Genomic DNA, 13,965 nt, shown 5'->3' on the forward strand with positions numbered 1-13,965 from the left:
ATCGTCACTCAACCGGACAACGGCCGACGGCCGGCGACGAAAGGACCCCGATGAACCCCGAACAGCCCCGTACCAACGACCACCGCCGCCTGTCGCGCAGGGCAATCCTGCGGGGCGGCGGCGCGGCGGCCGCCGCAGCGGCGGTGGCGGGGCTGGCGGGCCCGGCGCGGGCGCAGTCCTCTTCGTCATCCCTGCCGGGGATGAGCTCCATCGTCGAGTCCTCCTCCACCGCCCCGGGCACCGCGCCGACACCGGCGGGGATGCCGCTGTCCTTCAACGCGGAAGGCCGCTTCACCATCGTCCAGTTCAACGACACGCAGGACGACCACCTGACGGACAGGCGGACCATCGAGTTCATGGGTAAGGTCCTCGACCAGGAGAAGCCGGACTTCGCCCTGATCAACGGCGACGTCATCACCGACGGCCCCACCACTGCCGAGGAGGTCTTCCAGGCGCTCAACAACGTCGTGCGCCCGATGGAGGACCGCCAGGTGCCCTGGGCGATCACCTTCGGCAACCACGACGAGGACTCCGTGGAGGCAGCCGGGACCGGGGTGTACGAGCGTCACATGGCGGACTTCGTGCGCCAGTACAAGCACAACCTCAACCCGCCCGCCGGGGAACGCCCCTTCGGCCACTCGGACGCGCAGCTGCTCATCGCGGGGTCGCGCGAGAGGGACGTCGCCAAGTTCGCGATCTGGCTGCTTGACTCGGGCAACTACCTGCCCGGGGCTGACCCTGTGCAGAACAACGACGACGTGCCGCACTACGACTACATCCGCCCCGCCCAGATCGACTGGTACCTCGCCGCGTCGCGCGAGGCCGAGCAGCGCTTCGGACGCACGGTCCCGGGCCTGATGTACTTCCACATTCCCACCTACGAGCACCGCGACATGTGGTACGGCGGGCCCGCCAACCACGACGAGATCAACCACCTCAAGGCGAAGACCACCTTCGGCATCGACGGGGTGAAAAACGAGGACATCTACTACGGTTCCTTCAACTCCGGCATCTACGCGGCGGTGCGCGATCGCGGGGACGTGCTCGGCATCTACTGCGGGCACGACCACATCAACAGCTACAAGGGCGACTACTTCGGCGTCGAGCTCGGCTACTGCCCGGGCACGGGTTTCGCCCCCTACGGCCTCAACGACGGCACGTGGACGCAAAACACCCTGCGCGGCGCTCGCGTCTTCGAGCTCAACGAGAACTCCCCGCGCGTCTACGAGTCCACCCGTCTCATCTTTGCCAAGGACCTGGGCGTGGACATGAACCCTGCCAAGCAGCCTATCGACGCCCCACTGCCCCTACCGGACTACGTCACACTGCCGCGGGTCTAGGCTCTAGTCCTTCTCGGTGGAGGGGCGTTCCGGGAGCGACACCGCAGCCGGAAAACCGAGGATGAGCCCGAGGGGCGCGAGGAAGATCCCGATGTTGATGATGGGGAGCTCGTCGTTGGCGGCGAACTCCTCCGCCCAGCCCGCGATGCCGAAGCCCCACCCGGTGGCGATGAGCAGCGCGCTGAGCACCAAGGGCAGAGCGGCGGCCCTTCGCCACGCCTTTCGGGCCGCGACGGCGCCGAGAAGCGCCAGGCTGGTGAGGATTGCGGCGACGCCCAGGGCGATCGCGATCCCGAGCGAGACGCGCAGGGCGAACCTGCTGGAGTTGAACCCGGAGACTACGTAGAGGGCCACCAATCCCGCCTGGAAGAGCAGGTAGCGGCGGGCGAGCGGGAGGAAGCCGTCCATGCGCCGAGATTGTACACGCGGCAAAACTATGTCTGCAGGTGTGATCGGGTGCAGGCGCGCGAGATGCGCCGCGCGATCGTCGGCTCAGGAAGGCCCCGTCCTCTGCCACGCCGTCGTCGTGGACACTTCGCGCGCTCCGAGGGAGGCTGCCACGGCCTCCGCAGCTGGATCCCCGGCGGGGTAGGAAAGGTACGCGGTATCGACCTTCGGCCAGCGCTCGCGCGCAGCGCCGAGAGCCGAACGGATCATCCGCGCGCCGTGGCCCCGGCGGCGCTGGTCGGGGAGAACGTAGATGAGGCCAAGCTCGCAGAGATTCTCGGCGTCGGAGTCGTAGTGGACCACCTCGGCCATGCCCACCACGCGGCCGCCGCAGTCGCGGGCCAGCGCCGTGAGCTGGGCGCCGCCGCGGTCGAGCAGGCGCGCCCCGGCGTCGCGGAGCCGCGCCTCGTCCCACTCCACGGTGTCCATGGCGAGCTCGCCGCGGGGGTAGTCGCGCGAGGAGGAGGTGAGAACGCCGCGCAGCCCTGCGAGGTCGGCGGGGGCAAATGCCAAGTCCGCGACAACGTCGCACGGTCCCGCGGGTAGTTCGGGGACGTCGAATACCGCCTGGACCTCGGTGAACGCCGGCGTGTAGCCGAATTCGGCCAGGCTGGAAGGGGCGCGACCGGTGACCCACACCTGGCGGATGGGTCTGCCGAGGGCAGTGGAGAGGGCGTCGAGAAGCGATAGCGCGGATTCCCACGGGGCCGGGGGAACGGTCTCGCCGGGCAGTGGGGCGATGGCCGCGTCGAGGGTGACGTGCGCCTCGATGACGCCCAGGTCCTCGAGCAGCGGGAGGGAGACGAATACCCAGGCCTCGGTGTCGAGCAGGTCTTCCGCCGTCAGCTCGGGGTAGCCCAGCTCTCCGAGGGGGCGGGGAGCGGTGCGCGAGGACAGCGCGAAGAGGTGGGAGCGCGATTCGGCGGAGCCCTCGAGACGCTTGGCGACGTGCGAGGCGGTCACCCCGGAGGACGCCAGCCCCGTAATGTCCTGGATCGCGAGCGTGGCCGAAAAGACGTACGCAGCGACCGCCTCCCGGGCATCGTCGGTGTCAGCGCTGCCGAGGATGAGGGGAGTCAGCACGCTAGCCGTTGACCGCCTTCGCGGCCACGTCGGCGAACTCCTGCCACTGGGCGGCCTGGGCGCGCAGCTCGGCGGCCTTGGCGGTCGCGCCCTTCGCCTCGGCGGCCTCGGCCTGGCGGGTCAGGTCGTCCGCCTTGACCTGGAACTGGTTGACCTTGTCCTGCGCCGCCGGGTCGGAGGCGCGCCAGCGGGACTCCTCCGCGTCCGCCACGCGCTTCTCGATGGCGCCGATCTTGTCCTCGTACTCGCGCACCTTGCCGCGCGGCACGAAGCCGATCTCCTCCCACTTGTCCTGCAGCTCGCGCAGCTTCGACTTCGCCGCGCCGAGACCCTTGGCGGGGTCGATGAGGGCGTCGTACTCGGCGATGAGCGCGTCCTTGGCCTGCGCGTTGGCCTCGAATTCGCGGTCGCGCTCGGCGTGCACGGCGTTGCGGGCCTCGAAGAAGTGGTCCTGCGCGGCGCGGAACTGGGCCCACAGCTTGTCGTCCACGTCGCGCGGCGCGCGGCCCGCGGCCTTCCACTCGCTCATCAGGTCCCGGTAGGCGCGGGCGGTCTCGTTCCAGTCAGTGGAGTCCTTCAGCGCCTCCGCGCGCTGCACCAGGTCCTCCTTCGCCCGGCGGGCGGAGGCGCGATTGCGGTCGAGCTCGGCGAAGTGGGAGCCGCGGCGGCGGTTGAAGGCGTCGCGGGCGCGGGAGTAGCGCTTCCACAGCGCGTCGTCGGTGGTGCGGTCGATGCCGCGGATAGTGCGCCACTCGTCCAGGATGGCGCGGATGCGGTCGCCGGCCTTCTTCCACTCGGTGGAGTTCTCGGCCAGGTCCTCGGCCTCGGCGGCGAGCTCCTCCTTGCGCGCGATGGCCCGGGCGCGACGCTCGGCCTTGGCCTCCTTCGCGCGCTGGCTGGCCTCCTCGGAGTGGTTGATGATCGCGTCGAGGCGGGCCTCCAGGGCGTCGAGGTCGCCGATGACCGCCTGGGTGTCCAGGGATCCCTTCAGGGTCTCCGCCTGGGTTCGCAGCTGCGCCGCGTCCTCGGGGTGGGCGGCGAGGCGGGTCTCCAGCAGGCCGACCTCGGTGGCGAGGTCGTCGAAGCGCTGGCCGTAGTGGGCCAGGCCCTCCGCCGGGCTGCCCGCCTGCCACGAGCCGATCTCGCGCTCCACGCCGCCGCGGGTGACGTAGACGGTGCCGTCCTCTGCGACGCGGCCGAACTTCGACGGGTCGGAGGCGATGACGGGGGCGGCCAGCGGTGCGGCCGGGACGGGCGACGGGGTGGTGTGCTGCTGGTCAGCCGAACCCGGCCGGGCTCCCGGCTTGGGCGTGCGTTTCGCCATCGCCGCTGGTGAGGGCTTCGGGGTGTTACCCGGGGTGGGGGGCTGAGTCATGGTGTCGTCCTTTCGGGCCTTGCTGGTACGGTGCCGCGCGTCACGGCTGCCAGGGCGGGGCGCGTTGGACGCGCGCCCGCACGTGTGCCAGATATTACCGACCGGCATCGCGCCCTGTCAGGCGTATGGGGCATCGCGGGCGGGCACTGGGCCGCGGGACCGTGGCGTGCAGCTAGTGTTGAGGCCGTGACGAACCCCCGCCTGCTCATCATGCCCGGCTCGCCGGCCCTGGTGCCCGAGCTCGCCCCGTCGCACCTGCCCGGCCGGCAGTTGCTCGCTGCGGTGCGCGAATACGTCGGCGGCGCGGGGTTCGCCCGCGCCGAGATCGTGGGCAGCCGCGACGAACGCTGGCGCACCGGCCACGAGGGCTCCTTCGCTGCGTGGGGAGCCCCGCAGGTCGAGGTCGGCGGAGGTAGGCACCTGCCCGAGCTCGTGGCGCGCTACGCGCTGGGTGGGGCGCTCGACGTGGCTTCCTCCCGCGAGCACGTCGCCCCGCTCGACCCCGAGCTGCTCACCGTCGTGGTCGTGGACGGGCCCGCCGGCCTGACGCCCCGCGCCCCGCTGTCGCTGGTGGAGGGGGCGCGCGAGGCGCACGCCGCGTTGCAGGAGTTTCTCGCCGGCCGCGGCCGGGTGGACGTCGACAAGCTTGGCGCGGCGGGGGTCATCGAGCCCTCCCTCTGGGGCGAGCTCGCCGCGCTCGACGTGGTCCGCGCGGAGCTCATCGACTCCGACGGCTCCCTCGGAGTCGGCTCCTACGTCGCGGCGTGGGAGGTGCGCGCATGATCGCGCCCGTCGCCGTCGTCGGGCCGACGGCCTCCGGCAAGTCCGCCCTCGGCATCGCCCTTGCCCGCGAGCTCGGCGGGGAGATCGTCAACGTCGACTCGATGCAGCTCTACCGCGGCATGGACATCGGCACCGCCAAGCTCCCCGTGTCCGAGCGCGGGGGGATCCCGCACCACCTCCTCGACATCTGGCCGGTCACGCACACGGCATCGGTGGCCGAGTACCAGGCGCGCGCCGTCGAGACGGTCGAGGAAATCGCCGCGCGCGGCAAGGTCCCCGTGCTCGTCGGCGGGTCGATGCTCTACGTGCAGTCGCTTATCGACGCCTGGAGCTTTCCCCCGACCGACCCCGCCGTGCGCGCCCGGTGGGAGGCGCGCCTGAACGACGTCGGCGTCGATGCCCTCCACGCCCACCTGGCCACGGTCGACCCGGAGGCCGCGCGGGTGATCGAGGACAAGGACCCGCGCCGCACGGTCCGCGCCCTGGAGGTCATCGAGCTGACAGGCAAACCCTTCCAGGCCTCCCAGCCGCCGAAGGACGCCCCGCCGCGGTGGGGCACCCGCATCCTCGGGCTGCGCACGGAGGCGGAGTGGCTCAACCCGCGAATCGCCCGGCGCGCCGAGCTCATGTTCGCCCAGGGGCTCGTCGAGGAGGTCGAGGGGCTCGTGGGCCAGGGGCTGCGCGCGGACTCCACGGCCGGGCGCGCGATCGGCTACGCGCAGGTGCTCGCCATGCTGCGTGGCGAGCTGAGCCGGGACGAGGCCGTGGAGCAGACGATCGCGGGCACGCGCCGCTACGTGCGCCGCCAGCGCTCCTGGTTCAACCGCGACGCGCGCATCACGTGGCTCCCGGCCGCCGAGGCGGACGTCGATGGCGCTCTTCGCGCGCTAGACTCGCTCGCGTGACTTCCGCCGCAAAGCCTTCCGACACCACACCCGCGCCCGTTGCCTTTCTCAAGGGGCACGGCACCGAAAACGACTTCGTCATCATCCCCGACCCCCGCGACGAGCTGAACCTCACCGAGGAGATCGTGGCGGGCCTGTGCGACCGCCGCGCGGGCATCGGCGGCGACGGGCTGCTGCGCGTCGTCGAGCGCGAGGGGCGCTGGTTCATGGACTACCGCAACGCGGACGGCTCAATCGCCGAGATGTGCGGCAACGGCGTGCGCGTCTTCGCCCACGTGCTGCGCGCCGAGGGTCTGATCAGCCACGACGAGTTCGAGGTGGGCACCCGCGCGGGCGTGAAGCAGGTAGCGGTGCTCGAGCACACCCCGCGCGAGGCCTCTGTGCGCGTGGGCATGGGCCCGGTCGAGGTCACCGGCGTGTCCACGGCGCGGATGGGCGACTTCGACTTCGCCGGCCTGGGCGTCGACGTGGGCAACCCCCACCTCGCCGCCGTGATCCCCGGCCTGAGCGCCGACGACCTCCGCGCGCTCGAGCTGAGCCAGCCGGTCTTCGACCGTGACTTCTTCCCCGCGGGTGTCAACGTGGAGATCCTCACCGAGCTCGACGCGGGCAGCGTGCACATGCGCGTCTGGGAGCGCGGGGTGGGGGAGACCCGCTCCTGCGGCACCGGAACCGTCGCAGCGGCGCGCGCCGCGCTTGCCGACGCCGGAATCGAAAACGGGACCGTGAAGGTCCACGTCCCCGGCGGCGCCGTGCGGGTGGACATCAACGCGGGGGAGGCCGTCATGACCGGCCCGTCGCGCATCGTGGCCCGAGGCGAGGTGGACCTGGCCGCGTTCTCCTCCGCGCCGGGGGACACCCGCCGGGCTTAGGCGCCGCCGAGCCCGTAGCCCGGGCCGAGCTCCTTCGCGGCGCGGCGCGCCTCGCGCCAGGACGACGCCAGCGCGAGCGCGCGCTCGTCGGCGATGGCGATGAGGCGCTCGAGCTGGGCGCGGTCCAGGTCGCCGTCAGCCAAGCGCGTGTCGACCCTGGAGACGAAGCGCCGCGCCGCCGCGGCGCGCAGCTGGAAGTCCTGGATGACCGGGTTCGTGGTACCCGGGTCGGCGAGGGCGGGGTAGTGCAGGGTGCGCTCCGCCACCGCCTCGGTAGTCAGCCCGTGCAGGAGGGTGTCGTACTGGGCGAGGACGTCCGAGATGTCGTCGCGTGCGATGGCCAGCGACGCCCGCAGGGAAGACGTCTCCGGGTCGCCGAGGATCCGCCGGACGTAGACCGTCGCCGCCCCCACGAGCACGACCGAGAGCACCAGGCCCGGCCCCTTGAGCGTGATGATCAGCACGATGACGGCCGCGATGAGCGCGGCCGCGATGAGGGCTCGCGCGAGGTCCCTCCTGGACGAATCCACCCTCTCACCCCCTCCTGTGGTGTCGGCGTACCGGCGTTGCCGAAAGCCTAGTGGCCCCCGCAGCCGCACGCATCGCCGCAGCCGCCGCACCCGCCGCCGACCGGGGCGGGGATGGAGCCCGCGAGCACTGCGGTGCCCGCGATGACGTTGTTGCGCTCGGGCAGCTCGCCGTCCGGCAGACACACCTCGAAGGGGAAGGCGCCGTCCACCGAGACGTGGATGAAGCGCCCGCCCGTCAGCTCGCTGGTGCGGTACTCGGCCTCGAGGACGCGGGCCGAGAACTCAGCGCCCGCGTCCGGGGCGACCGCGGCGCCCGAGGCGACGGCCTCGGCGCCGGCGGAGCGGACCTCGCCGAGCGTGTCCGGACGGTGGGCGTGAAACTCCTCGGCGCTCGCGTAGGTGGTCACGTTCAGGCCCAGGGCGGTCACGGCGAGTTCCTGCCACTGCAGGGTGGGGCCGTCGACAAGCAACGGGCCCTGGGCGAGGTTGAGGGTGACCGAGGTGATGGTGTTGCCGTGCGGGTCGACGATGTCGGCGAGCGCGACGACGTCGTTGAGCATGGAGATGTGCGCGTAGGTGCGCGTCGAGGCCTCGAAGCCCGCAAAGGTGGCGAAGGGCTCGACGGCGAGGATGTTCAGCTGGGCGCCGGAGGGATCCGCGTACTGGATCAGCTGGCCGCCGCGCACCTCGCCAGTGACGGCGAGGCGGTTGGTGGCGATCGCCGCTTCCACCGCGTCCTGCCACCTGTCGAAGCCGAGGCCGATGCTGGACAGGTCGGTGATGACTGTTTCGCTCATGGTGGATCATTCTAGTCCGCCATCGCCCGGCGGCTGAATCCGCGCGCGGGAAGAAAACCGGGCCCGGGCGCGTTGCTGAGAAAGGTAAACGCGCGCTGTATAGGGAATTTACGCGCGCACTCTCGTACACTAAGGATTTAATGACTCAATCTTCTTTCCAGCCCAAACGCGTCCGCCCCTTCGCCGCCGCCGGCACAGACGAGGCCACGCACGACGAGCTCCTCCGCCAGGCGTTCCGCCACAACGACCCGCAGCCGGCCTCCCGCCAGCGCGGCGCCGAACCCACGGTGGGCGCCCTCGACTTGGAGGAGCGCAACGCCTTCCGGCGCGTCACCCGCGACACCGAGCTGCGATCCGAAGACACCCAGGACGGCTACGAGGTCGAGTACCGCAAGCTGCGTCTCGAGCAGGTCATCCTCGTCGGGGTGTGGACAGAGGGAACGACCGCCGAGGTCGAGGCGAACATGAACGAGCTCGCCGCCCTCGCCGAGACGGCCGGCGCCCAGGTCATCGACCTGCTCTACCAGAAGCGCGACCGGCCGGACCCGGGCACCTACATCGGCTCCGGCAAGGTCAAGGAGCTCAAGGAGATCGTCACCGCCACAGGCGCCGACACCGTCGTCTTCGATGGCGAGCTCTCCCCGGGCCAGATGGTCGCGCTGGAGGAGGCGCTGAACACGAAGGTGATCGACCGCACCATGCTCATCCTCGACATCTTCGCCCAGCACGCGAAGAGCAAGGAGGGCAAGGCGCAGGTCAGCCTCGCGCAGATGGAGTACCTCTACACCCGCACCCGCGGCTGGGGCGGACAGCTCTCGCGCCAGGCCGGCGGCCGGGCCGGCTCCAACGGCGGCGTGGGCCTGCGCGGCCCGGGCGAGACCCGCATCGAGGCGGACCGCCGCCGCCTGCGCACCGACATGGCCAAGCTGCGCCACGAGCTGCGCGACATGAAGACCGCCCGCGAGATCAAGCGGGCCAAGCGGCAGCGCTCGACCACCCCCAAGATCGCGATTGCCGGCTACACCAACGCGGGCAAGTCCTCCCTCATCAACGCGATGACGAACGCGGGCGTGCTCGTCGAGGACGCCCTCTTCGCCACCCTCGACCCCTCGACACGCCGCGCCCAGCTCGCCGACGGCCGCAGCGTCGTGCTCACCGACACCGTCGGCTTCGTTCGCCACCTGCCCACCCAGCTCGTCGAGGCCTTCAAGTCGACGCTGGAGGAGGTCACCCACGCCGACCTGCTCCTGCACGTCGTCGACGGCTCCGACCCCTTCCCGCTGAAGCAGATCGAGGCGGTGAACAAGGTCTTCGCCGATGTCATTCGCGACTCCGGCGAGACCATCCCGCCGGAGATCGTCGTGGTGAACAAGATCGACCAGGCCGACCCGCTCGTGCTCGCGGAGCTGCGCCACGCCTTCGACCGCACCGGCCACGACGTCGTCTTCGTCTCCGCGCTCACCGGCGAGGGCATCGCAGAGCTCGAGGGCAAGATCGAGATGTTCCTCAACACGATCGACGCCCACGTGCAGATGCTCGTGCCCTTCACCCGCGGCGACATCATCAGCCGCCTCCACGAGGAGGGCACGGTGCGCTCCGAGTCCTACGAGTCCGAGGGCACGCTTATCGACGTCCGCCTGCCGCAAGTCATCGCCGACCAATACGCCGAGTACGTCATCTCCTGACCGGTCGATTAACCCTGCCCGGCGGCCCCGGGCGATAATGGGGGCCCGTGAGCACATTCATTGGCTGGACCGTCCACGGAGACGGTCGAAACGTACAGCCCGGGGCCGTCGTCGCACCCGGGGAGAGGCTGAGCTGGCCGCGCACCATCGGAATCGGTATGCAGCACGTCGTGGCGATGTTCGGGGCGACGCTTCTCGTCCCGACCCTGACGCATTTTCCGGTAAACACGACGCTCCTGTTCTCCGGCCTGGGCACGATCATCTTCCTGCTGCTGACGCGCAATAAGGTGCCCTCCTACCTGGGCTCCTCCTTCGCCTTCATCGCCCCGCTGACGGCCTCGCAGCAGTACGGCGTGGCGGCGCAGCTCGGTGGCGTGGTGCTGACGGGCGTGACGCTGATCCTCGTCGGCCTGCTCGTCAACGCCATGGGCCGCCGGGTCATCGACGCTGTGATGCCTCCGGTGGTCACCGGCGCCATCGTAGCGTTGATCGGCTTCAACCTCGCCCCCACGGCGGTGGCCAACTTTGAGAGCCAGCCCCTCATCGGCCTGGTCACCCTGGCCACGATCCTCGTCCTCGGGGTGGCGACGCGCGGCATGGTTTCGCGCCTAAGCATCCTCATCGGCGTCGTCGTCGGCTGGGTCACGGCGGCGCTGACGGGCGGGCTCGCCGAAGGCGCCCTCGAGCAGATCGCAGCGACCCCCTGGGTCGGCCTTCCCCCGCTCCACACCGCGCAGTTTCACCTCTCCGCGATCCTGGTCACGCTGCCTGTCCTCGTGGTGCTCATCGCCGAAAATGTCGGGCACGTCAAGGCTGTCGGGGAGATGACGGGCACGGATCTCGACGCTTACCAGGGGCGCGCCCTGATCGGCGACGGTATCGCGACCGGTCTGGCCGGATGCTTCGGTGGCTCCGGCACCACCACCTACGCCGAGAACATCGGCGTCATGGCAGCCACGAAGGCCTATTCCACCGCGGCCTACTGGGTGGCCGCTGGTTTCGCCATCCTGCTCGCCTTCATCCCGAAGTTCGGCGCGATCATCTTCACCATCCCCGTCGGAGTCCTCGGCGGGGCGTGCCTGGTCCTCTACGGCCTGATCGGGATGCTCGGTGTGAGGATCTGGCAGGACAACAGGGTCGACTTCACCAACCCCGCGAACCTCACGGCTGCGGCGGTGGCGCTCATCGTGGGCATCGGCAACCTCTCCCTGACCATCGGCAGCGTCCAGCTCGAGGGCATCGCGCTGGGCTCCGTCGGCGTCATCGTGATCTACCCGCTCATGCGCTGGGCCTACACCGCGCTCGGTGAGGGCAGCTACGACGGGTTCCGCAGCCGGGTCGGCTAGTCCTCGACGACCACAACTTCGACCCCCCGGCTCTCGAATTCGGCGAGGATCGAGGCGGGGGCGTCGCCGTCGATGATGAGGACGTCGATGTCATCGAGGGAGGCGAAGCTGACCAGGAAGTCGGTGCCCAGCTTCGTCGAGTCGCACAGCACGACCACCGTGCGAGCGTTCGCCACCATCGACGCCTTGACCGCCGCTTCCTGCGGGTCGGCCGAGGAGAGGCCGTGGTCGACCGTCAGGGCGTTGGTTCCGATGAAGGCTACGTCCGCGCTCATCAGCGCGAGGGCCCGCAGCGGGGTGTCGCCCACCACCGCCTGCGACAGCGCCCGGACCGTGCCGCCGAGGAGGTGGACGTTGGTCAGTCCGCCGCCCGAGAGCTCGAGCGCGATGGGCAGCGAGCGGGTCACGATCGACCACGACCCGGCCCGGGGGTCGTCGAGCAGGAGGCTCGCAAGGTTGCTGATGGTCGAACCGGCGTCGAGGAAGATTCCGGAACCGGGGGCGTCCGGGAGGTAGCGCAGCGCCGCGTGGGCGATCGCGCTTTTCGCCCCGGAGGCGGAGCGGTAGCGGGCGTCGAGAGGCATCTCGGCGGTGAGGAATGACTGGCTGGCCACCGCGCCACCGTGGACGCGGTGAACGATTCCTTCGTTGCTCAGCACCGCGAGGTCTCGCCTGATTGTCTCGGCCGTGACATCGAATCGCTGGGCGAGCTCAGTCACGCTGACCCGGCCTTCCACGGCGGTCAACGACGCGATCTGTCGGCGACGTTCCTCTGCGTACAAGCGTTAACCTCCGGGGCCTGGGTGACAATCGGCGGGGCGGACCCGCACCGCACCCATTGTTTCAGAGCCGTGGCGCGCGATGCGTCTTCGGGAGGAGCACACCCCCGGTCGGGGGACGGGCGTTCAAGTATCCCGGGCCCGATCAGAGGGTGCGGAAAACGGAAACGACGCGCCCCATGATCTGGGCCTCGTCGCCCTTGATGGGGGAGAAGGCGTCGTTGTGGGGGAGCAGCCACACGCCGGTTGCGTCGCGGTGGAACTCCTTGACGGTCGCTTCGCCGTCGAGCAGGGCGGCGACGAACTCCCCCTCCTCGGCCACCGGCTGCGAGCGGACGACCACCCAGTCTCCGTCGAGGATGCCGGCGTCGCGCATGGACTCGCCGACGACCTGCAGCATGAACAGCTCGCCGTCGCCGAGAAGCTCCTCGGGCAGCGGCAGGTAGCTGTCGACGTTTTGCTCGGCGAGGATGGGGGAGCCGGCGGCGATCTGGCCCACAACGGGCACGTAGCGGGCGGGGGAGGCATCCTCTGAGACCTCAGCCGGGACGGGGGACTTCTTCGACCTCGCGGGCGTGGAGTCGGGGAGGTGACGCAGGTCCACCGCGCGGGGCTTGTTCGGATCTCGCCGCAGGAAGCCCTTCTTTTCGAGCTCCTTGAGTTGATACGCCACCGAAGAGGTGGACTGCAGCCCGGCGGCGTCGCCGATCTCGCGGATGCTCGGCGGGTAGCCGCGCAGCACCACCGCGTCGCGGATCACCTCGAGAATGCGTCGCTGGCGGTCGGACAGAACGCTCGGATCGAGCGCCTTAGGGTCATCTTTCTTGCGGGCCATGGTGTCTCCTCCGTGGGTGTGCCGGGCGTTGTTGGTTACCGAGGTTGATTAGCGGGGTTGGTTAGCGGGCCATTCGTTTGTTCACCACGGTAGCAGATGTGGCAAACATGTTCGAGATTTCGGGCGAATGCCTGGACAAGCGTTCGGGGCAGTGCTATAAATCGAACACAACGGCGAGAGTCGAACACCTGGACGATCATGTTCGACTCGTGTCGAGCGTCTTTCTAGGCTGAACGTGAAACAACAAAGGAGAACCGCCATGACCATGACCGCAACCCCCCGCTACGCCGGAAACGCTGCACGCACTTCCCGGCCCGCCAGTGTTCCCCCCGCTGTCGTGTGGGACCTTCCCTCCGTAATTTCCGACGCTCCGGCGGCCGCCAGCGTGCGGTCCCTCGGCGACAGTAATCGAACGAGTAGACGTTCGAACGCCGATCCGAACATAGCGGAATGGGTCGATGTTGCCCCCGTCGACGCCCGCGGGGAGTCTCGCGCAAATGTGCTGATGGGTGCGCTCCTCGGGTTCGCGCTGATCCTCGGCTCCGCCTTCGGCGGCGTCTTCACCGGGGCAGGGGCGGTGTCCGGGGCGGGCGGCGATGTCACGCGCGAGGTTGTCACTGCCGAGCTGCGTTGAGGGCGTCCTTCTCCGTGCTGCGCTGACTTCCGAACACCGCGGGGTAGACTGGCGCAGCACTACGATTGGATTTCCTTCCCGGAGGTAGGACCGCGTGTATTGCCCGTTTTGCCACAATGAACAGTCCCGCGTCACCGACTCGCGCGTTGTCGACGCGGGGTCGGCGATTCGGCGTCGCCGCGAGTGCAGCCGCTGCGGCGGCCGTTTCACCACCGTGGAGAAGGCTGTGTTGACGGTGGTGAAGCGCAATGGCGTCAGCGAGCCCTTCGACCGGGACAAGCTGATCGTGGGCGTCCGGCGCGCGTGCCAGGGCCGCGACGTGTCCGACGACGCCCTGAAGCGCCTCGCGCAGCAGGTCGAGGAGACCGTGCGCAGCCACGGCAGCTCACAGGTGAACGCGAACGATATCGGGCTCGCCGTCCTGGAGCCGCTGCGCGCCCTCGACGAGGTCGCTTACCTCCGTTTCGCCTCCGTGTACAAATCCTTCGAGTCCGCGGACGACTTTGAGTCCGAGATCCGGTTGATGCGCCGGAAGGACCGCGAAGACTTTTAGC

15 protein-coding genes are annotated in these 13,965 nt (G+C 69.9%); 8 read left to right on the top strand and 7 right to left on the bottom strand.

Features of this window, described 5'->3' with window-relative positions:
- The first annotated feature begins 50 nt into the window (after positions 1 to 50).
- Positions 51 to 1,340, top strand: a complete 1,290-nt coding sequence (locus DYZ02_RS00225) for a metallophosphoesterase family protein (protein ID WP_115684472.1) — start codon at positions 51 to 53, stop codon at positions 1,338 to 1,340.
- A gap of 3 nt (positions 1,341 to 1,343) precedes the next feature.
- Here the strand turns inward: DYZ02_RS00225 and DYZ02_RS00230 are convergent, their stop codons facing one another.
- The 3 genes from DYZ02_RS00230 to DYZ02_RS00240 all read right to left on the bottom strand — a co-directional run bounded on the left by DYZ02_RS00230 (position 1,344) and on the right by DYZ02_RS00240 (position 4,245).
- The gene (locus tag DYZ02_RS00230) at positions 1,344 to 1,748 is read right to left on the bottom strand and encodes a hypothetical protein (RefSeq protein ID WP_115684473.1); all 405 of its coding nucleotides are present in this window, start codon (positions 1,746 to 1,748) and stop codon (positions 1,344 to 1,346) included.
- An 84-nt stretch (positions 1,749 to 1,832) separates the two neighbouring features.
- Positions 1,833 to 2,870 (bottom strand): GNAT family N-acetyltransferase, encoded by a 1,038-nt coding sequence (locus DYZ02_RS00235; RefSeq protein WP_115684474.1) that lies wholly within the window; start codon positions 2,868 to 2,870, stop codon positions 1,833 to 1,835.
- A gap of 1 nt (position 2,871) precedes the next feature.
- The gene (locus DYZ02_RS00240; protein ID WP_115684475.1) at positions 2,872 to 4,245 is read right to left on the bottom strand and encodes a DUF349 domain-containing protein; all 1,374 of its coding nucleotides are present in this window, start codon (positions 4,243 to 4,245) and stop codon (positions 2,872 to 2,874) included.
- A 186-nt stretch (positions 4,246 to 4,431) separates the two neighbouring features.
- Here DYZ02_RS00240 and DYZ02_RS00245 point away from each other — a divergent pair, with 186 nt between their 5' ends.
- Genes DYZ02_RS00245 through dapF form a run of 3 tightly spaced genes read left to right on the top strand, consistent with a single transcriptional unit; the run spans position 4,432 to position 6,805 of the window.
- A complete protein-coding gene (locus tag DYZ02_RS00245) occupies positions 4,432 to 5,028 on the top strand; it encodes a hypothetical protein (RefSeq protein ID WP_245945506.1) in 597 nt (198 codons plus the stop codon).
- Positions 5,025 to 5,933 carry a tRNA (adenosine(37)-N6)-dimethylallyltransferase MiaA gene (gene miaA, locus DYZ02_RS00250; RefSeq protein WP_115684476.1) on the top strand — a complete coding sequence of 303 codons (909 nt, stop codon included), beginning with the start codon at positions 5,025 to 5,027 and terminating at the stop codon, positions 5,931 to 5,933. The genes DYZ02_RS00245 and miaA overlap by 4 nt, the downstream gene beginning before the upstream one ends.
- Complete coding sequence (gene dapF, locus DYZ02_RS00255) at positions 5,930 to 6,805, top strand: diaminopimelate epimerase (protein WP_115684477.1); 876 nt, start codon at positions 5,930 to 5,932, stop codon at positions 6,803 to 6,805. Before miaA ends, dapF begins: the two co-directional genes overlap by 4 nt.
- On the opposite strand, the gene DYZ02_RS00260 is transcribed toward dapF, so the two are convergent.
- Together DYZ02_RS00260 and DYZ02_RS00265 are read right to left on the bottom strand one after the other, a co-directional pair.
- Positions 6,802 to 7,335, bottom strand: a complete 534-nt coding sequence (locus DYZ02_RS00260) for a hypothetical protein (protein WP_115684478.1) — start codon at positions 7,333 to 7,335, stop codon at positions 6,802 to 6,804. The two genes, dapF and DYZ02_RS00260, sit on opposite strands and share 4 nt — an antisense overlap.
- Positions 7,336 to 7,382: 47 nt before the next feature.
- Entirely contained in the window at positions 7,383 to 8,132 is a 750-nt protein-coding gene (locus tag DYZ02_RS00265) for a hypothetical protein (protein WP_115684479.1), read from the bottom strand.
- A gap of 140 nt (positions 8,133 to 8,272) precedes the next feature.
- On the opposite strand from DYZ02_RS00265, the gene hflX reads away from it, so the two are divergent.
- Both hflX and DYZ02_RS00275 read left to right on the top strand, forming a co-directional pair.
- Positions 8,273 to 9,817, top strand: coding sequence for a GTPase HflX (hflX, locus tag DYZ02_RS00270; RefSeq protein WP_115684480.1), 1,545 nt, complete (start codon positions 8,273 to 8,275; stop codon positions 9,815 to 9,817).
- A gap of 47 nt (positions 9,818 to 9,864) precedes the next feature.
- Positions 9,865 to 11,163: a uracil-xanthine permease family protein gene (locus DYZ02_RS00275; protein ID WP_115684481.1), complete on the top strand. Its 1,299-nt coding sequence runs from the start codon at positions 9,865 to 9,867 to the stop codon at positions 11,161 to 11,163.
- Here DYZ02_RS00275 and DYZ02_RS00280 read toward each other — a convergent pair.
- Both DYZ02_RS00280 and lexA read right to left on the bottom strand, forming a co-directional pair.
- Positions 11,160 to 11,945, bottom strand: a complete 786-nt coding sequence (locus tag DYZ02_RS00280; protein ID WP_115684482.1) for a DeoR/GlpR family DNA-binding transcription regulator — start codon at positions 11,943 to 11,945, stop codon at positions 11,160 to 11,162. The two genes, DYZ02_RS00275 and DYZ02_RS00280, sit on opposite strands and share 4 nt — an antisense overlap.
- 142 nt (positions 11,946 to 12,087) lie before the next feature.
- On the bottom strand, positions 12,088 to 12,777 hold the full coding sequence (gene lexA / locus DYZ02_RS00285) for a transcriptional repressor LexA (protein WP_115684483.1): 690 nt from the start codon (positions 12,775 to 12,777) through the stop codon (positions 12,088 to 12,090).
- 505 nt (positions 12,778 to 13,282) lie between these two features.
- On the opposite strand from lexA, the gene DYZ02_RS11650 reads away from it, so the two are divergent.
- Both DYZ02_RS11650 and nrdR read left to right on the top strand, forming a co-directional pair.
- Positions 13,283 to 13,411: a hypothetical protein gene (locus tag DYZ02_RS11650; protein WP_281268956.1), complete on the top strand. Its 129-nt coding sequence runs from the start codon at positions 13,283 to 13,285 to the stop codon at positions 13,409 to 13,411.
- A gap of 94 nt (positions 13,412 to 13,505) precedes the next feature.
- Positions 13,506 to 13,964 (top strand): transcriptional regulator NrdR, encoded by a 459-nt coding sequence (nrdR, locus tag DYZ02_RS00290; protein ID WP_115684484.1) that lies wholly within the window; start codon positions 13,506 to 13,508, stop codon positions 13,962 to 13,964.
- The last annotated feature ends 1 nt before the right edge of the window (position 13,965 follow it).

This window comes from Corynebacterium senegalense (assembly GCF_900411315.1).
Taxonomy (GTDB): Bacteria; Actinomycetota; Actinomycetes; order Mycobacteriales; family Mycobacteriaceae; genus Corynebacterium; species Corynebacterium senegalense.